This is a genomic window from Methylocystis heyeri (assembly GCF_004802635.2).
Taxonomy (GTDB): Bacteria; Pseudomonadota; Alphaproteobacteria; order Rhizobiales; family Beijerinckiaceae; genus Methylocystis; species Methylocystis heyeri.
On record NZ_CP046053.1, the window covers coordinates 109,365 to 125,732 of the forward strand.

The 16,368-nt window shown below is 59.7% G+C and carries 13 protein-coding genes and 1 pseudogene; 2 read left to right on the forward strand and 12 right to left on the reverse strand.

From position 1 onward, the window contains the following. Window positions 1-32: 32 nt before the first annotated feature. From H2LOC_RS21875 to mblB, 5 genes and pseudogenes are all read right to left on the reverse strand, one after another. A pseudogene (locus H2LOC_RS21875) lies at window positions 33-287 on the reverse strand (phospholipase effector Tle1 domain-containing protein); the annotation flags it as partial. Window positions 288-504: 217 nt separating this feature from the next. Next, window positions 505-2,049 carry a DUF2235 domain-containing protein gene (locus tag H2LOC_RS21040; RefSeq protein ID WP_136498199.1) on the reverse strand — a complete coding sequence of 515 codons (1,545 nt, stop codon included), beginning with the start codon at window positions 2,047-2,049 and terminating at the stop codon, window positions 505-507. Between the two features lie 56 nt (window positions 2,050-2,105). Further along, window positions 2,106-2,897, reverse strand: coding sequence for a hypothetical protein (locus tag H2LOC_RS21045; protein ID WP_136498198.1), 792 nt, complete (start codon window positions 2,895-2,897; stop codon window positions 2,106-2,108). Further along, window positions 2,884-5,100 (reverse strand): anti-phage 6A-MBL system cap2_3 protein, encoded by a 2,217-nt coding sequence (locus H2LOC_RS21050; protein ID WP_154331774.1) that lies wholly within the window; start codon window positions 5,098-5,100, stop codon window positions 2,884-2,886. Before H2LOC_RS21050 ends, H2LOC_RS21045 begins: the two co-directional genes overlap by 14 nt. A 74-nt stretch (window positions 5,101-5,174) precedes the next feature. Further along, complete coding sequence (gene mblB, locus H2LOC_RS21055; RefSeq protein ID WP_136498195.1) at window positions 5,175-6,311, reverse strand: anti-phage 6A-MBL system MBL-fold protein; 1,137 nt, start codon at window positions 6,309-6,311, stop codon at window positions 5,175-5,177. Between the two features lie 154 nt (window positions 6,312-6,465). On the opposite strand from mblB, the gene H2LOC_RS21060 reads away from it, so the two are divergent. Together H2LOC_RS21060 and H2LOC_RS21065 are read left to right on the forward strand one after the other, a co-directional pair. Further along, on the forward strand, window positions 6,466-6,786 hold the full coding sequence (locus tag H2LOC_RS21060) for a helix-turn-helix domain-containing protein (protein ID WP_136498194.1): 321 nt from the start codon (window positions 6,466-6,468) through the stop codon (window positions 6,784-6,786). Window positions 6,787-6,788: 2 nt separating this feature from the next. Further along, window positions 6,789-7,673 (forward strand): ImmA/IrrE family metallo-endopeptidase, encoded by an 885-nt coding sequence (locus tag H2LOC_RS21065; RefSeq protein ID WP_136498193.1) that lies wholly within the window; start codon window positions 6,789-6,791, stop codon window positions 7,671-7,673. A 223-nt stretch (window positions 7,674-7,896) separates the two neighbouring features. On the opposite strand, the gene H2LOC_RS21070 is transcribed toward H2LOC_RS21065, so the two are convergent. The 7 genes from H2LOC_RS21070 to H2LOC_RS21100 all read right to left on the reverse strand — a co-directional run bounded on the left by H2LOC_RS21070 (window position 7,897) and on the right by H2LOC_RS21100 (window position 16,360). After that, complete coding sequence (locus H2LOC_RS21070) at window positions 7,897-10,323, reverse strand: type IV secretory system conjugative DNA transfer family protein (protein WP_154331775.1); 2,427 nt, start codon at window positions 10,321-10,323, stop codon at window positions 7,897-7,899. Between the two features lie 9 nt (window positions 10,324-10,332). Continuing rightward, a complete protein-coding gene (gene virB11, locus H2LOC_RS21075) occupies window positions 10,333-11,337 on the reverse strand; it encodes a P-type DNA transfer ATPase VirB11 (protein WP_246207302.1) in 1,005 nt (334 codons plus the stop codon). Continuing rightward, on the reverse strand, window positions 11,285-12,646 hold the full coding sequence (gene virB10 / locus H2LOC_RS21080; RefSeq protein ID WP_136498189.1) for a type IV secretion system protein VirB10: 1,362 nt from the start codon (window positions 12,644-12,646) through the stop codon (window positions 11,285-11,287). Before virB10 ends, virB11 begins: the two co-directional genes overlap by 53 nt. An 18-nt stretch (window positions 12,647-12,664) precedes the next feature. Further along, window positions 12,665-13,549: a TrbG/VirB9 family P-type conjugative transfer protein gene (locus tag H2LOC_RS21085; RefSeq protein ID WP_136498188.1), complete on the reverse strand. Its 885-nt coding sequence runs from the start codon at window positions 13,547-13,549 to the stop codon at window positions 12,665-12,667. Continuing rightward, window positions 13,546-14,298: a VirB8 family type IV secretion system protein gene (locus H2LOC_RS21090; protein ID WP_136498187.1), complete on the reverse strand. Its 753-nt coding sequence runs from the start codon at window positions 14,296-14,298 to the stop codon at window positions 13,546-13,548. The genes H2LOC_RS21085 and H2LOC_RS21090 overlap by 4 nt, the downstream gene beginning before the upstream one ends. 10 nt (window positions 14,299-14,308) lie before the next feature. Further along, window positions 14,309-15,421 (reverse strand): TrbL/VirB6 family protein, encoded by a 1,113-nt coding sequence (locus tag H2LOC_RS21095; RefSeq protein ID WP_136498186.1) that lies wholly within the window; start codon window positions 15,419-15,421, stop codon window positions 14,309-14,311. A 213-nt stretch (window positions 15,422-15,634) separates the two neighbouring features. Further along, window positions 15,635-16,360, reverse strand: coding sequence for a type IV secretion system protein (locus H2LOC_RS21100; protein ID WP_136498185.1), 726 nt, complete (start codon window positions 16,358-16,360; stop codon window positions 15,635-15,637). Window positions 16,361-16,368: the final 8 nt, after the last annotated feature.

Below are 16,368 nucleotides of genomic sequence, written 5' to 3' on the forward strand. Positions count from 1 at the left end.
CTCTGCATTTTGTTCCCGTTTGCGAAGACAGGGCCGATTTTCAAACCGTCAGGAATTGAAATGGCCTGCTCAATCATCCACTGGAGGGCGATATCGGAAAGACGGGACTGGACCTCGGGATAGCTGCCCCCGACATCCGAGTGATTTCCTGCGAACCATAGCTGGAGCAACGGATGTGGTTCGACGCCAACGCGCGGACGGACGGTGCCCGCGCTGCCCCAGCCGACCCGATCAAAATCTGCCCTCGTCTCGTCGATTGCGTTTGCCGACCGGGCGTAGCCCACGTATCTATGAACGATGCAGAATCGACGATCGCACGGATCCGCTAGTTGTGAATACGCCAGATGTTTCGTGTCAATGTTGACACACTGTGACAGCCGCCGCCGGAGCGTCTTCGCCCAAACAATTATAGTTGGTTAACGGGATGGGTGGGCTGCCGGATTCCACCCCGCCTCCTGTTCCTTGGTCTTCTACCGGAATCGGCGCTCGTCGCCCCCTGAGAGGTCAGGCGGTGTCAACATTAGCGCGCTCTACTACAGCAGCGGCCGTGTCGCTCGGCGCGGCTTCGCATGCATAGTATTTCTTGAATTTGTTGTGCTCGGACAAAGCTGGCGGCCTGTAAGCTCCAAAGCCGGCGCACTGCCGAACGTCGGACAATTCGAAGCGCCGAACGACGGAGTCATGCATCGGCGCATCAGGCTTGATGGATCTGATCTTCTCCTTCCAATTCAAGCGCGCGGTGAGCCCGCGCAAGAAGCCGGGGGAACGTTGGTCGATCATGTCGCGCATGCCGGCGATTTCGCAGTGCTGGACGCCGTCGGCTGACGGGAAGACGCGCAACGGATCGCCGACGTCTGCCGTGCCGGGCATCTTTTCACCGTTGACGAACACCGGGCCGATCTTGAGGCCGTTCGGAATACTCGTCGCCTGCTCGATCATCCATTGAAGCGCGATATCCGAAAGCCGTGACTGGACCTCGGGGTAGCTGCCGCCGACATCCGAGTGGTTTCCGGCGAACCAGAGTTGAAGAAGGGGGGCCGGCTCATCGCCTACGCGAGCACGTACGCCGCCGGCGCTCCCCCATGCGACCCTGTCGAAATCGGCACGCTTCTCGTCGATAGCGTTTGCCGAGCGCGCATAGCCGACATAGCCGCTCAAGAGCCTGTCGTAATTACTGGCCTTCCACACGGCGAAATGCCAACGGAAGTTGCCCCGTTCGGGAAAGTCGCGAATGACCTTAAGCGTCGGCCTGATCGCCTTATAGGCGCCGATCGCCGCCGAAGGGATTGCGACCAACAGAAACAGTTTCCAGAACGCCATTCTAGTGAAAAGCATCAGCGTGCCCGCGACCGCCGCGACGACGAGAGCCGCTGCGGCGACAAGGCCAAAGCCGATCAGATATTGCCTTAAGCCCGTCGCCCCCAAGGCTGCGACGGTATCGAAAACGCCAACGAAATGAGGCGCGGCGTTGGACTCCCCTTCGTTCTCAGGATTGTTGGAGCCATATTTCGCGCGGAAACGCCGCGCCTGCTCGAACCTTTCCTTCTCGTATTTCGCGCGCGGATGGCCCGCGCCGTGCTCAAACACATTACTTACGGCCTCCTCGGTGATGTCGCGCGTGGCCTTCCTGAATCTTGGGAGGTGATCCGCGCCGACTGCGGTCGGGACACCGCACAGCATCAGGACGTTGGCCAGACACCTAACGGTGTAGGCGCCTCGGCTGAATCCGATCAGGAATATGCGATCGCCCGGTTCGTAATGATTGATGATGAACTCATAGCAGTCGGCGATGTTCGTCGAGATGCCGCGCCCCGTCACCGACGCCAACATCTTTTGGATGAAACGCATGGGAGCCGTCAGGGCCGTCGCGCCGATGTCCGTGCCCAAGCCGGCGTCGTAGAACGAAACCTGCTCATGCGGATCGATCGCGCTGCCCGGCCCGATGTGGCAGGCCCGATACATCTTATAGACATTGCTCAACGTCTGCTCTGGACGTGAACCGCCGTCTTGGCCGGTGCCGTCTGAAAATACGACGATGTTTTTCTGCATCTGAGGCTGCTTTCAAGATTGGGGGAGGAAGCGATGCATAACCGACCGACGGGGCGTTAGACCTCGGCAGGCGCCGTTTTCTTAGCCGCTTGATTTGGAGCATTTGATCGCGCGGCAATTGTCTTGGCCGGTTCGATCTGATCGATGGCTTCCAGCAGGCGTTTCGCGTAGTCGTCGGATATGCGGCGAAGCGAACTCTCGTTGACCGCAGTTAACAAGAACAAGGCGACTATGACGGTCACCCCGGCCTCTAGGAAGGGGAGTTTTCCTAGGTAGATGGCGAGACCGATGGAGCCGGCGCTGATGGCGCAAATCGCCAACCCGATCGGCTTGCACCCCAGCAGGTTGCGCTGGAATCCGTAATTTACGTTTTCCTTGAAGATGAGATTGAATTTCTTTTCGTCTCGGGTTTTGGCGCGCAACCAGTCCGACGCGGATCGGTAAAAAGCGTCGGATCCTGTCGGATCGAGATTTTCATCGTTCAGCTTTGGCATTGAAGGCACTGTGCCGAGTTCTACAAGGCGCTTATGGAACCGACACTTTGTCACCGCGTCGATCGCCGCGTCGCGATGGCGCAGAAACCGAACTGAGGGCGATCCATCCCATTCGGGCCAGAGCCGGGCTTCAAGCCTCTTCCCCGCGTCGCGAGTGGCTTGCGAGACGACGAACGCCACGGCCGCAAACAGACCGCTCGCCAGCGCGCCTTTGGAAAGCGTCTTACCGAGCCCTCCTTCGAGAACGGCGAACGAATCGGGCATCCACGTATAGCAAATCAATGCCAACGGCAGCGCGATGATGAACGCCGGGATGACGCGCGCCATCCCGGTGTAAGCGTCAATTTTTATCATCTGATTTCTCGGCGTCAGGTTGGTTGATAAGTTGAAGCATCGGATCGTCGTTGTGGAAGGCAACTTCCCTGCATAGGAATCTGTAGCCTTGGGGCGTGTGAATGAGCAGCATCGCTGGGCAAAGTTGTTGGCTGGCCAAAAGGTCTGCCGTTTTCTTGTCGGTCGAAGATGGCCCAGAATTGACGAGGTGATTGTGCCATGTTCCGACGGCGTAGAGTGCGCCTGCGGTTCCTTCGACGATAGCGTCAATGGCGGGGGTCAGCCCAGTGACGCCGAGGTTGAATTCCGCTCTTGAAAATTTGCTGTCGGGAGGAGCTGGCAGGACGTCCACAACATAAAAAGCGTTCGTAACGTCCGACCAGCGTCCGATCAGGACTCCTCCCGTTTCGACGCCCGGTCTTAAGGACATCGCCGATTCAATTGCGCGGTGGCAGCGCGCGCTGAGATGTAACTCGATTCCAGAATCGTCTGAGATCCTTAGCCATGGTTTGACGGCGCGCGGGAGCCAAGTTTGGCCAAGACCGTCCTCTGGGGTAACGCCGACCAAGACCTCGCCCTGATCGGGCGACGGTCCTTCAATAATCCAGTCCAGTAGGCGGTCCGCCATCGGCGCCGTCAGTGCGGACAGGCGAGAGTCCGTCATCGGAAACGTCAGCGAGGAGCACCCTTGACCTATGGAGACGATTTCTGCTGCGGGGCTGAATGCAAGTGCTCCCAATTCCTTATTTTCCAGCAGAAGTTGGTAGCACTCGACTGCAAGCTCCATTGAGGATGGATTGGCATCGGGGCCCTCAATAGATAAGTAGGCCAGCCGATCCCCACCTATGAGGCATGACTCGACCACGCGCGGCCGCATGGGCATGACGTGCGGGAGACAAAGCGCCTCCCGCACGTTGATTGAGCCCGTGGCATTGACGACAAGTCGCTGATTCTGCTGGAACGGCTTGTCCGCCTCGTCCGAACTGCGACAGAGGACTTGGACGATATCTCTGTGATCGGCAATCGTCTGTTGTCCAAGTGATTGGATCGCGCCGGAGAGGACGAACGCCTTCGAGGACTCCAAGATCGCCGCCCCGAAGTCTGGAGCCAGAGTGCCGTGGCGCGCGTAATTGTGCGGCGACATCCAACTCTTGTCGATGACACGCTCGGGCGCTGTTCCTGCCCTTGCCAGATGGATCGCCAGCTTCGATCCTACGCTGCCGCAGCCAACCAGGCTCCAGCCTTGCTTGCCATCGGATGGCCGCTTAATTCCAGACGCGCGCCGCAGCAGGTCGGACGAAATAACATCCCGATGTCCAGCGATCCGAACCGGACATGTGCTACTCGGCCCCAGATCCGTGGCGCCGGCAAGCTCGATGATATAAGGGCAAATCTCCAATGGAGAGTCTTGGCCGATCAGATTGAACGGGCGGCGCGCGATAAGGATGACTGTCAGCGGCAACGGCGTCGCGAAGCTAAGGCCGCGGAGTTGCGCGGCCAACAAGCCGAGTTGGGCAGTCAGATACTCTGCGGCGCCGAGTCTCCGCGCTCGCAAGAACAGCGACGCAACATCCGTCACATCCTCGGGTTCGTATTTGTCGGCGATGAACGGTCCACCAGAGGCCGCGCGGCCCGACCAGGCGACGATGGCAATGGATGCTTCCTCGCTGATCATATTTTTTAGTTTGCCATCGATCTTTACGTGGCGAGGCAAGACGAATGTATGAATCGTGTTGTCGGCCCGCACATAACGGCATCCGAGGGCGGTGGCGCCGCCGTCCTTTTTTGGAAGTCCAAAAAGATGTTTTACGTCGGCGATTACGACGTCGGTTATGAAATCACGCCGAACCGGCTCCCATCCCTGCTTGGGGTCGATAAGCTCAATCAATGCGGCCTTTTCGAGCCAGCTTTCGACTTGCTGAACGAGACCCACGATGCCGCGTGTACGCAGCAGCTCGTCGGGCGACCCCGCGAGGAGACAGGGCTCAGGCAGAGAGCCGGGGCGCCCCGGCTGGATATGCGGGTGAGACCGATCGAAATCCGGCCTGAGATAGATCTTGGGCGCGATCAGCGGATATGCATCTTTGAATTCGAACCTGATGGGTTCGATATCCCGCACACCATTGGGGCTGACGCTTGCCGCGCGCCAACGGCTTGGCAAGTTTGAGTCGACCTTGACTTCGACGACTGTCGTCTCGCCCGTCTCCATGATGTTCGTGCTCACGACGCACCCGAGCGCAGCGATTTGACGCAGCGCTCGGGTCACGGAGTTCGGTATTTCGCGAACGGCCACTTTTGTTAGCCGTGCTCATACGGTTGGGACCCGAGGCCGGTCCTTGATACGCTGACCGACGTTTTGGCTTTTGGCTTCACGCCGCCAGATGTGATCTCCAACTCGTAGGGATCGTCGCCTGCGCCATCCGCAATGCAGCGGAATTCGCCCTTGGCGTCCTTCACGATCGCTTCGTATTCGCGCTTTGCCCTGATGCACGGCGGATCGTTTTCGTCGTCAAGAATTTCCTTGCTGCTTGCGAGAACCTTGGCACCGTCGGTGGCTTGGCTCAGCGCGCTACGCGCGTCCTGCGAGACTTCGGCCTCCTCACCGAAGTCCGACCAGCTATCCCACGACAGGCTGTGCCAAGAGCAGTGGTGCGGTGCGAGCAGGACGTCATAGGCCAGCACCGAAGAACGGTTCTTGTTGCGCTCCCAAACGCGCTCCCAGATGGCGACTTCCGCGTCGCCGCCGAAGAGGAACTTGGCGCCGCTCTGACCGAATTTCAGCAAATGGACGTTCAGGATGACGCTGGACTCGTTCTTTGACAGTTCGTCGTCTTCTTGTTCGTCAGCCGCGGGAAGCGGCGCGATGAGCCGGGCGGAAAAGGACCAGTCGGGATTGCCGTCGATGGTCGTGAATTCATTGTCGACCTTGACGAGAATTGCTGTCAGATCGTCGGTCTTGCCATTGATGTCTTCGCCGAGGATTTTTATCCGCTCACCCTCGGGACAGTAGCCAAGGCTTTTGTGCTGGTTAGCCCGCCGACGGGCCTCGCTACTCCACGCCTTCGCGTCATCGCAGAGCACGTGGTTTTTCGACGCCCTGCGAAACACGATCGGCGAGGACCACATTTCGCGGATGACGATCTTGTCGGCGGGCTTGGACCAGTCGCTCAAGGGGCCGAGGTGAAAGTGCTGCTTCACGCCAAGGCAGTGGTCTTTATCGGGATGCGAGAGCAGAAACGCATCGACGTAGAGGCGGCCGGCGCCGTCTCGCTTCAAGCGGTCGCGAAGCTGTGTCGCAACGTCAGGGGTTTCGTCATCTTCATCATTCGCTGCTGCCCTGATGTTGCAGTCGATCAGGATACGACGACCGTTTTCGGTCTCGATCAGAGTCATGTCGCCGTTGTCGACGCGGAAGTGGGTGGTTCTGGCCGTCATTGACATCTCCCAATCCGCCGACCGCAATTCGGCACGTCGGATAATAATGTATCGCTACTCCGAACATAGTTAACGAGTTCCTGCTTGTCAAATACTTTCTATGTCGCTACTCTGAACAAACTGAACTCGCTTGGAAAATGACGGGAGACACGCCATGACAAGCACCTTTGGAGAGAAGATTCGCGCCCTGAGGAAAGAGAAAAAGCTCACCCTCGATCAGCTCGCGGAAAAAGCCCAAAGCTCCAAAAGCTACATCTGGGAACTCGAAAACAAGAATCCTCCAAGGCCTTCTGCCGACAAAATCGCCAAAATAGCCGAGGTGCTTGGAACGACCGCTGACTACCTGATGGATTCTCAAAATCTGCAAAGCAAGGAAACGGCTAAGGATCTTGCATTCTACAGGAAATACCAGACCATGGACGAGTCGAAAAAGGACACGATCCGGCAAATGTTGGACCTTCTCGAAAAGAAGTGACCATGGAATCCAAATTTAGCGCGCTACGCTGGGCCTTGGAGATGACGCAGTTCTGGAAGCTGGCGTTGCCAGACAAGCGGTTTCCTGTCGATGTCGAAGCCATCGCAACTGAGGTGTCGCGCGCCCGCTTTCCGAAAGATCCCTTGAAGGGGATCGAGGGGGGCAATCTGCCGGGCTTTGAAGGCGCGCTTTATCCGTTGGGTAATCCGCGCGACGGCTGGGGAATTATATACAACAATGCCGGAGTCGCACCCGGCAGGAAGCGGTTCACGATAGCACACGAGTTCGGCCATTATCTCGCTCATCGGCATACGCTCCCTCCTGAGGGCGTCAAATGCGATTCCAAAGCCATCATTCGCCGCGATGGCGCCGGGATCGAGAAGGAGGCCGACGAGTTCGCCGCCTATCTTTTGATGCCGTACGACGATTTCAAGCAACACATCCCTCCATCTAAAAAGCCGTCGATCGACGATCTCATTGCCTGTGCGGACCGCTACGGCGTGTCGTTGATTGCAGCTACCTTGAGATGGCTGGAATACACGGAGCGCCGTGCCGTATTTGTCGTCTCTCGAGATGGCGGGGCGCTATGGGCGAAATCAAGTGAGCCAGCTTTTAAGTCTGGTCGTTTTCTGCGGACAGCAAAAGAGACATACATGCTTCCCGACGCAGCCTTGGCTGCCCGTGACGAATTTGACAGCCAAGGACGCGCGACTGCAATTCACCCGCCCGGCGTCTGGTTTCCCGAGGAAACCGAAGAGATGACGATCCGCTCCAAGACATATGATCTATCGCTGACGTTATTGTTTCTACCGCGCGAGTTTCGTTACGCAGCAGTGATCCAGTCAGATCTGATGGACACCTTTGAGCGGATGACTAGCCGATCATGACATAATCTCGAAGCGGCCGGGGCGTTGTTAACACGATCTGAGCCAGCTCTGAATACGCCGCGCGGATTATTCGCAGGCGCCTTCTCCCTGCTCGTTTCCACGATGACGACACCAAAAGCTTCGAGGCGAAACGTGAGCGGCTTCCCACGCTCATGACGCGCGCTTCGCACCGTATCGCTCCACCGCTCTCACCCGGCATGGTCCAGCTTCACGCAAAGCCGGCCTACATCAGTTCTGGTAAATCGTCGGGTGTGTCGACGAACATTTCGGCTTTGAAACCTGCCGTTCCCATTTCCCCTTCGAATTTTTCTCTCAGCTCCGGTTCGTTTTGGAGCCTTTCGGCAATCACCTTTCGCAAAGCCTCAGTCTCGCTTTTCACTTCCAACGTCATTTTAAGCACGTCCCCATCGGCTCGCTCAGCTCGCTCGGCTTGACCCGTCACCCCCGAAACGTCAGCGCTTACGGCTGTCGCCGCCGATGCCGCCGCCGGCTCGCTACCGGCGGAGGTCACTACGGCAACAGCCCCACTGACCGCGCGCTCCCCACTCGTCCGCGTTGTTTCCGGTCTTGGCTCAGCGCCTTGCACGCTCCCCCAATCGCCGCCGCCGCCGAATTGTTCCGCGCGATCGGCGTTCAAGGTATTTCGCGCCGACACGATTTCCGCCCGCAGCTCGCGCGTCGCGTCCACGCTTGCTCCCGGCCGTGTCAGAAGCCCGCGACGACGCTTCAACGGTTCAAAACTCTCTGCTTCCGTTCGAAGGCGCCTGCAAATATCTGCGATCGGCTCGTTTCGCGTCTCGTTCATGGCCGTAACGAAGGCCGCACGAAAAACCTCGCAATCTTCGAAAACGGCTTCCGCCGCCGCCATGACGCGCGCCAGCGCTGCGTCATGTTTCGAGCCGGCCCCCAAGCGCGCCGCCTGAGGCTCCACTGGCGCAGACCATTGACTCTCCCCGACGGCTGGGATGCTCAGCCGGCTCTTAAAGGCCGCCGCCGCCGCGACCTTTCGCTTATATCCGGCGTCCTTGAAGAAGTTAATCTTGCCGATGACCGCGGCGTAATGGCCACGGACGAGCAACAACGACTTTTTCGAGTCGAGCCGCCGCAGCTCTTCTCCGGTCATTAGCGGCTCCAATTCCCAGCGCCCCTGCGTCGACCGACTGGCGCGCGGCATCCCGCCGATGAAGCCGGCGCCGCCGACGGAGGTTCCCCACCCCTCGCGCCGCACCCAATGCTTTCCGACCTCCTCGGCGCAATATTTCGCCGTGGTGTCGTCACCGACGCCGATCAAGAGTTTCACGTCCATATTGCCGATCAACATATCCCTGGTTGCGCGACCATAGCGCACGTCCATCTGAGTCAGGCCTTGCGCGATCACCGCAATTTGGAAGCCGTAGCCTGCCACGAGCGGCGCACGATCGACGATTTCGGGCATACGCCCGAATTGATAAAACTCGTCGAGCATGAGGAGCAGCTTGTGCGGTTCGTCCAGCCCGGGCAGCTCTTTGAGCAATACGTCATGCACCTGTTGCACCAGGAGACGCACGACTGCTTCGACCGTCCCGAAATTTCCGACCGGCGTTCCAATCAGAATCGTGAAGGGCGTGCGGCGCAAATCGGCAATGTTGAAGTCGCTTCTGCTGGTCGCCTTGTCCACCAGCTCATTGTTCCAAGCATCGAGCGCCGTCGTTATGTGCGCTTCGAACGACATGCGCTGCTTGTCTTCCCGCCCTATGTGCTGGCGAAATTTGTCGACGACGAACTCGTTCAAATTGGGCTCCGCGACGAGGATATCTCCCATGACCTTCGCGAGGCTTTGCCCGCGACTCATCATTTTCAAAGCGGATTTGATCGTGCGGCGCCCGCGCATCGTTTCGCTATCGAGCACATAGGCGAGAAGCCCGGCGAACAGCCCCCGCGCCGTTTCCGCCCAATAGGCGTCACCCGTCGCCGGCGTCGCGATCAAACTGCGCGCGATGTTCGTGACATCCGTTGCGCGCTCCGGCCAGGGCGACACGAGGTCCAACGGATTCCAACAATGCGACTCGGGCGAGCCCGGCGAGAACATGAAAATCCTTTGGCCCAACGCCGCGCGCGCCGCGCCGATCTCGGCCCACATTTCTCGCTTTATGTCCAAGCCGATCAAGGAGCCGCACCATTCGAGCGCGTTCGCGAGAACGAAGCCTATGCCCTTGCCCGAGCGCGTCGGGCCGTTCACATATATGTGGCTCGGTCCGCCATAGCGCACGTCGACGCCGTTGAAGCGCCCGAGAAAGATCGAATAACCCGGCCGGCCGTTCAGCAAACCCGCCGCCTTCAGGTCTTTCGCCGTCGCCAAACGCGCGCCGCCTTTCGGCGCTTGAATGGCTCGAAAATTATTGAAAATCTGAGATGCGCCGACTGAGACGATGACGAAAGCAAGCGTTGCGCCGAGGCTCGCGCGCCCGACGATCTTTTTTACCACCGGGTTGCCCCATTCCGCCATCGCCGATTGCGCGGGCAACAGCAGCTCGGACCCATGCGCGAAGCGTTGCCAGAGCGCCCAACTATGCGAGTGCATGGCGACGGCAAGCGCAAAGGCGGCTTCCCAAAGAAGGAAGGCCGCGAGCAAAGTCGCGACGCCAGCAGCGAGATAAGCGAAGACCCGCATTCGCGCCCCTTACGTTTTTTTCGCAAAGCCACGAAAATAGATTTCCGACACGCCGCGCGTCGGCCGGCGGCGCAGTTGGACGACCATCGGAACCACCGAGCGCACGTATTCCATGATTTCGCTTTTGGTGAGCTTCAAATCGGATTGCAGCGTCATCAGCGCCAGGCGCTCGAAAGCGCCATGACAACTATCGGCGTGCAGCGTCGTCAACGAGCCGGGATGGCCCGTGTTGACCGCTTGCAAAAACGTCGCGGCTTCCGCGCCGCGAATTTCGCCGAGAAACAGGCGATCGGGACGAAGACGAAGACTGGCTTCGAGCAAATTCTGAATGGAAACCTGTGCGAGCCCCTGCCCGCCTTTCGACGCCAGCAAGGAGAGCCAGTTGGGTTGCGGCGGTTGCAGCTCGCGCGTGTCCTCGATCGACACGACGCGCTCGCTATCAGGGACCTCTTTGAGAAGCGCGTTGAGGAAGGTCGTCTTTCCCGACGACGTTCCGCCCGAAATAATCATCGTGACGTGATTTTTCACCGCAAACGTCAGGGCTCTTCGCACGCCTTCGGGGGAGGCGTCTTGCAGCAGAGACGCCAGCTCCGTTTCGACTTCCGGGTAATGGTCGAGATCGGGCTTGGCAGGACCGCGTATCCTCACACCCTCAAAAGCGCCCATGCGCGCGTAGTCGCTCAAATCGAGATTGGCGATGACCTGCTTGCGGATCGAAAAGGCGCCGCCGCTCGGGGCGGCCGGCGCCAGCACGCCCTGAAATCGCTCACCATGCGGCATGGCGGCGGACAGGAGCGGCGTCGAGGAGTTGACCGATTGCGAGGTGGCGGCGGCGACATGCTCCGCAAGCCGCCTTACCGCCGTTTCGGTCAGCTCTTCGACCTCGAACCGCTCCATCGCCGATTTGCCGAGGGTTTCGACCCAAACTTCTCCCGGCCCGTTGACGCAGATTTCGATGACGTCAGGGTTTTGTAACCATTGACGAATTGGCTCCGCCGCTTGGCGGAAGAACACCGGCAGGGACTCCCAAAGAGGGATCCCGATCGCCCCGCGCTCGTCTATTGGGGTGCTTGAGTTCATACAGCGCCTCTTTCACAGGGTCCGGATAGAGATCTTCGAAATCGAGATCGCGCTTCACGAAAACGATGATGCGCGTTCCCTGATCGACGTATATCGTCGGCGGAATGTGAATCTCGTCCTTCAGAGCCTCCTCGGCCATTTTCTGGACGCTCTGCGACATCGTTTGCGCGCCGATGCTGCGCGCGTTGAGCGCAATCTGATTTTGCGAGCTTCCACCCCCGATCGGGATCAGCGTCCCGGTCGTCGGATCGAAAGCGTAGGTCTGATTGCTGGCTTGGTTTTGATTGTTTTGTCCAAGCTGCGCGACGAATTGCGCCACGCCCCCCGTGATCGTCAGCAGCGCCGCATTGCCGAATCTGTCGAGGAAATGTTTGTCCACTTCGCCGGTCAGGCCGGAGCGCCCCAAACTGTCGGTTCCGTACGAGCCCAGCATCAGCGAGACGCCATCGGCGCGCAGCATCCGCGTCCACACGATGAAAATGCGCGACTGACCCCGATTGAGGCCCGAGCGATATTCGCCCGTCAGCATCGTTCCTTTGGGGATGAGCACACGCCGACCGTCGAAGGAATAGACGTCTTCGGTCGTCGTCGCTCGCACATTGCCCGGCAAATCCGAACTGATCGCCGTTTCCAATATGCCTTTGATCATGAAGCCCTGCGGCACGAGCGCATCCGTGCGATGATTCTTCGTGGCGCGCGCCCGAACAACGTCGTTTTCGGCGTTCTTGAGAAACCTGCGGTTGGCGTCTCCCTCCTTTTCTTCCGCTGTCAGATGTGCGGAACCGTCGACCGAAGCCGTTCCTTCCCGGTCGTTCACGACCAGCATGGGGGAGCGCAGTCGCGCCTCGCGCCTGGCCACCTCTTCCTTACGAAGCCTTTCCAATTCCGCCAGCCGGCGTGCTTCGCTGTCGTCCACGGGCGCTTGCTGGACCACAACTCCAGTCGGCGGCGCGACGACCGTCGCCGCCGCCGGTGGAGGCGGAGCAATGACAAATCTATTTTCCTCTGGCTTCGGCGGAGGCTTGTCGAAGGAAACGCCGGGTTGCAGCCTCGCCGTCGCGAAAGACTCTTCGCCGGCGTTTTGGGGCTTTCCCCCTTTTTTGGAAGAGGTGTACCAAACGAGACCGAGAATCAGCGCGAGGACCGCCGCCATCACCATCGCCACCATGACGCTCGGATTGGACGCTTGGCGCGTCACCGTTTCGTTCGCGAGTCGGCTTTCTTCGTCGAAATCGGCGGCCATCTTAAAACTCCAAGCCTCTCATTGTCCCAAGCTCGACAAGCCGTTGCTCGTCGGAGCGGAAAAAGGGTCGCTTCCCAGCACTTGCGTCAGGAGGCTCTTTTCTTCCGGTGCGTGAACGCCCTGCAGATTGGCTTGCACGTCGTTCTCTCGCGTTTTCGGTTCGGGGCGGCTCGAAGCGCGCAAATTGAAGACGCAGGCCGTTTCGTCGCCGTTGCGCATCGTCCACTGACCCGCCGTCTTGTCGACGACGATCATTTCGCCTTCACGCCGATAGTTCATCAGCGTTTCGCTGCGATCGGTGTTAACGACGAAAATTCCCGGAACCTCACCGGAGAAGCGAAAATACGTCTTCGTCCCATCGTCGAAGACATTTTCCGGTTTGAGGGTGACGCTCCCCTTGTAACTGTAGTCGAAATTGCGAACGCCCGAGCGCTTCGCGTTTCGCATGTTGGGAAACGACGCCAACTCGCGCGCCTTTTCCATGAGGCGCGCGTCGGCTTCATCCTCTGGATAGGTGAAGCGCACTTTGAAGACGACCCGATGCGCGGATTGCGAGTCCGCGCGCAGAATGAAGCTGTAAATGCGCTTGCGCGTCACGATGGTCATGTTCGTGACCGCGCCCTTATCGAGCGGCTTTATGAAGAGATAGCGCTTAGATTGATCCGGCACCGCCTGCCAGGCAAGCGAGTCGCCGAGAGCAACGGTCTCGATCTTCTCGTCCTCGCCAAGCACGACGATCGTGGAAACCCCGCGCGTTCCCCAAACCGTGACGACGTTGTCGCGCTCGAAAGGAACCGTGCGAATGCGTGAATCCGCGACCACCGGTGTTGGCGAGCGTTCTGCTCTCGCAGGAGGCGCGAGCGCCGTCGTCAAGACGACGCCGAGGCAAAGAATGCGCTTCATTGTTGTGGGGCCCCCGTCGTCGCGGGAATGACGGATTCTTGATCCTTACGATATTCGATCACCTGGAAGCCGAGCGGATTGTCGAAACGCCATTCGTTTTTCATCGGTTCGTTCGTGTAGCGAAAGCGCACGTTCGCCGCCCAATGCTGAACGATTTGCTCGCGCTCCGTAGTGCGCGTCGTCATGAAGCGCACGGCGGCCGTCGCCTGCGTTTTTGGGTTTTGCATCCAGCCGTTCGTCAGAAAGTTCACGCTCTTGACGTAGACCTTGATGCGTCCCGTCACTCCCCAAAGCTTCGCCGGATTGTCGGGATTGCCAGGGGAGTAGAGTTCGGTCAGCTCCTTGCTGGCCGTTGCCGCCGAAAGCAGAGACGCGAGTTCGAAATTGTCGCGTAGCGCCGGAGGGTCGTAGGTCTCGCGCGCCCGGATGTAGCGGACGATGGCCGCTTGCGTCACTGCCTCGCGTTGCGAGATCGGCCCACCCTCTTCCAAGGGCCGCGCCACCTCGACGAAGCCCGTCGCCTTATCGACGAGCAGCGTCACCACTTCCGTCGATTTCAGGGGGATCAGCGCCAGCAGCGACCAGAGCGCGCCAAAGAGCGCCAGACACAGCACCACGGAGACGACGCGCCAGCTATTGCGTGACAATTCCAAGCGGCGGTAGATGTCGCGCTCCCAGCGCGCGCCATCCTCGTAATAATGGCCCTTCACCAAAGGGCTGGGCCGCCCGTCGCCCGCATCCGTCGTCATGCGTCAGTCCTTATTTCTCTTCGTTGTTTCTTCGGTTGATTTCGCGCAGGTCTGCGGCGCGGGCGCCAATCAGCGCGCCCATGACCTGTTCGGCTGCGGGATCACTTCGCACCCCGCCTCCGGCGCCGCTTTGCACCGTGTTTTGCCCGGCCGCCGCATTCCCGCCGGCGGACCGCAACCCCAACTGTCGAAGCGCCGCGCCGCCGAGGAACGCGCCGCCTATTGAAAGGCCCTGCCAGGCCATTCCAAATCCCATGCGCCTCCCCAAGGTGGCGGCGCTGTAATCGACGCCGGCCAGGGAATGACCGCCGGCGATCGAAGCCGCGATCGTCAGGGACATCGGCAGCATGGCGCTGCCCACGACGCACAGAACCAGGAAAGGCGCGACGTAGGTCATCGCCGACGAAATGTCGGTTACGCCCGCAAGATTGGCGATCGTTTGATTCATCAGCGTGAGAAGAAAGCCGAGAATCCCGTATACGATGACGGGCACGAGAGCGTATTGCGCGCAAGTCCGCAGCCATCCCGTGAACAGCGCCGAGGAGAAATCGAACAGCGCCATTGCGATGAACAGCGGCGCGAGACCCAGCAACAAAAACAGCGCAATCTTTCCCACCAGCACGTACAGAATAGCGATCGCGATGAAAATGATCGTCGCGATCATCAAGACGATCGCGAGAAGCGACAGGCCGATGGCCGCGCCCCACCCGCCCGAGGAGGCGATGGTTTTGCCCGCGTTCAAGGCGTTGGTCAAAAGCGTCGAAAGCGTCGAAGAGACGGAAGTTTCGGGCGTCCCGCAGTTCGAGCCGCCGACGCCTGTACAAACCGCCGACGCAACGCCGTCGGCGCCTCGCGTGAATGTGCCGACGACGATCGTGGAAAAGTCCGACCAGCCGAAGGCGAGGCTGTAAATCAAGGCGATGCGAACGATCCGCCAGATGAAGGCGCCCGCGGTCAATGGCGCGCGCCCGTAGATCATTTCATAACCCCAGTAGGTGACGTAAATGGTGAGAGCGATCGTGAAGACCGGCAGCAGCCCTTGCGACAGGGATTGGTAGATTTGCTGGATGGCCGAAGCCGCCACACCATCCACCTTCTGGAAAAGCTGCGTGATGATGTCCATCAGGACCTTCCTTCGCTCTCAACGATTGACAGGAAGAAGCGGCCCGCAATCGCTCGCCGCGGCCAACGCCGATCCGGACCACCAGAGCGATGTGTCGCGATAGCAGGGCGCTACCAAATCCTTGTGCGCGCAAGCCGACAGACCCACGAATGCAACCGCGAGGGCGACGATCGCCGCCCTCCTCAAAACGTCCTTCATTGCGGCCTCCTTCGATCAATTCCCGGTGAGCGTCGCTTGCGCCGGGTTATAGGTCCACATCGTCGACAGCTTCGACTGCGCCGCGAGGTCTTGCTGTTGCTGCGCATTGAGCGCGGCGTTGGTCAGATTGACGGTTCCGATCAATTCATTGATCGTTTGTCCGTTTTGCGTGACCAATTGCGAGTTCTGGTCGATCGAGCCCTTGACGTCGGGCGCCGAGCCAATCTGACCGGCCCCGCTTTGGAACGCCGTGGAACGCGACGAGCCCGCCGTTTGCGCGCCGGCGACGGCGGCAGTCACGGCGGCGGCGGTATTCACCGCGCCCGTATAGGCGAGATCGGTCGGGGTCGACGCCGAACTTGCGCCCGTCAGCGTCTTGACGAGATTGAGCCCGTTGATGATCGACGAGGCGATGGAGCCGAACGACCCGAGCCCCGCCATCGAAATTCCGCCGCCGCCGAGAAGCTGCGAAAGTCCCGGTAGGCTGGACATGGAGAAGCCGCCGCTCAAGCCGATCGACGAAAGATTCCCCGTCGAGCGGTTGCCGGTCACCGCCGCCAGCGTTTGCTGCGTATAATTCATGATCTGTTGATTGGTCTGCATGATCTGCGCGGTGTTCGCCGCGGTCTGCGTCGCCTGCGTCAACGTCGCGGTGTCGATCACCGGCACTTGCGCGCCCGCGCCTCCCGCATGGAGCAGCGCCGCCACTGCGATCGCAGAAACTATCGCCTTTCTCGCCATTGCCCTTT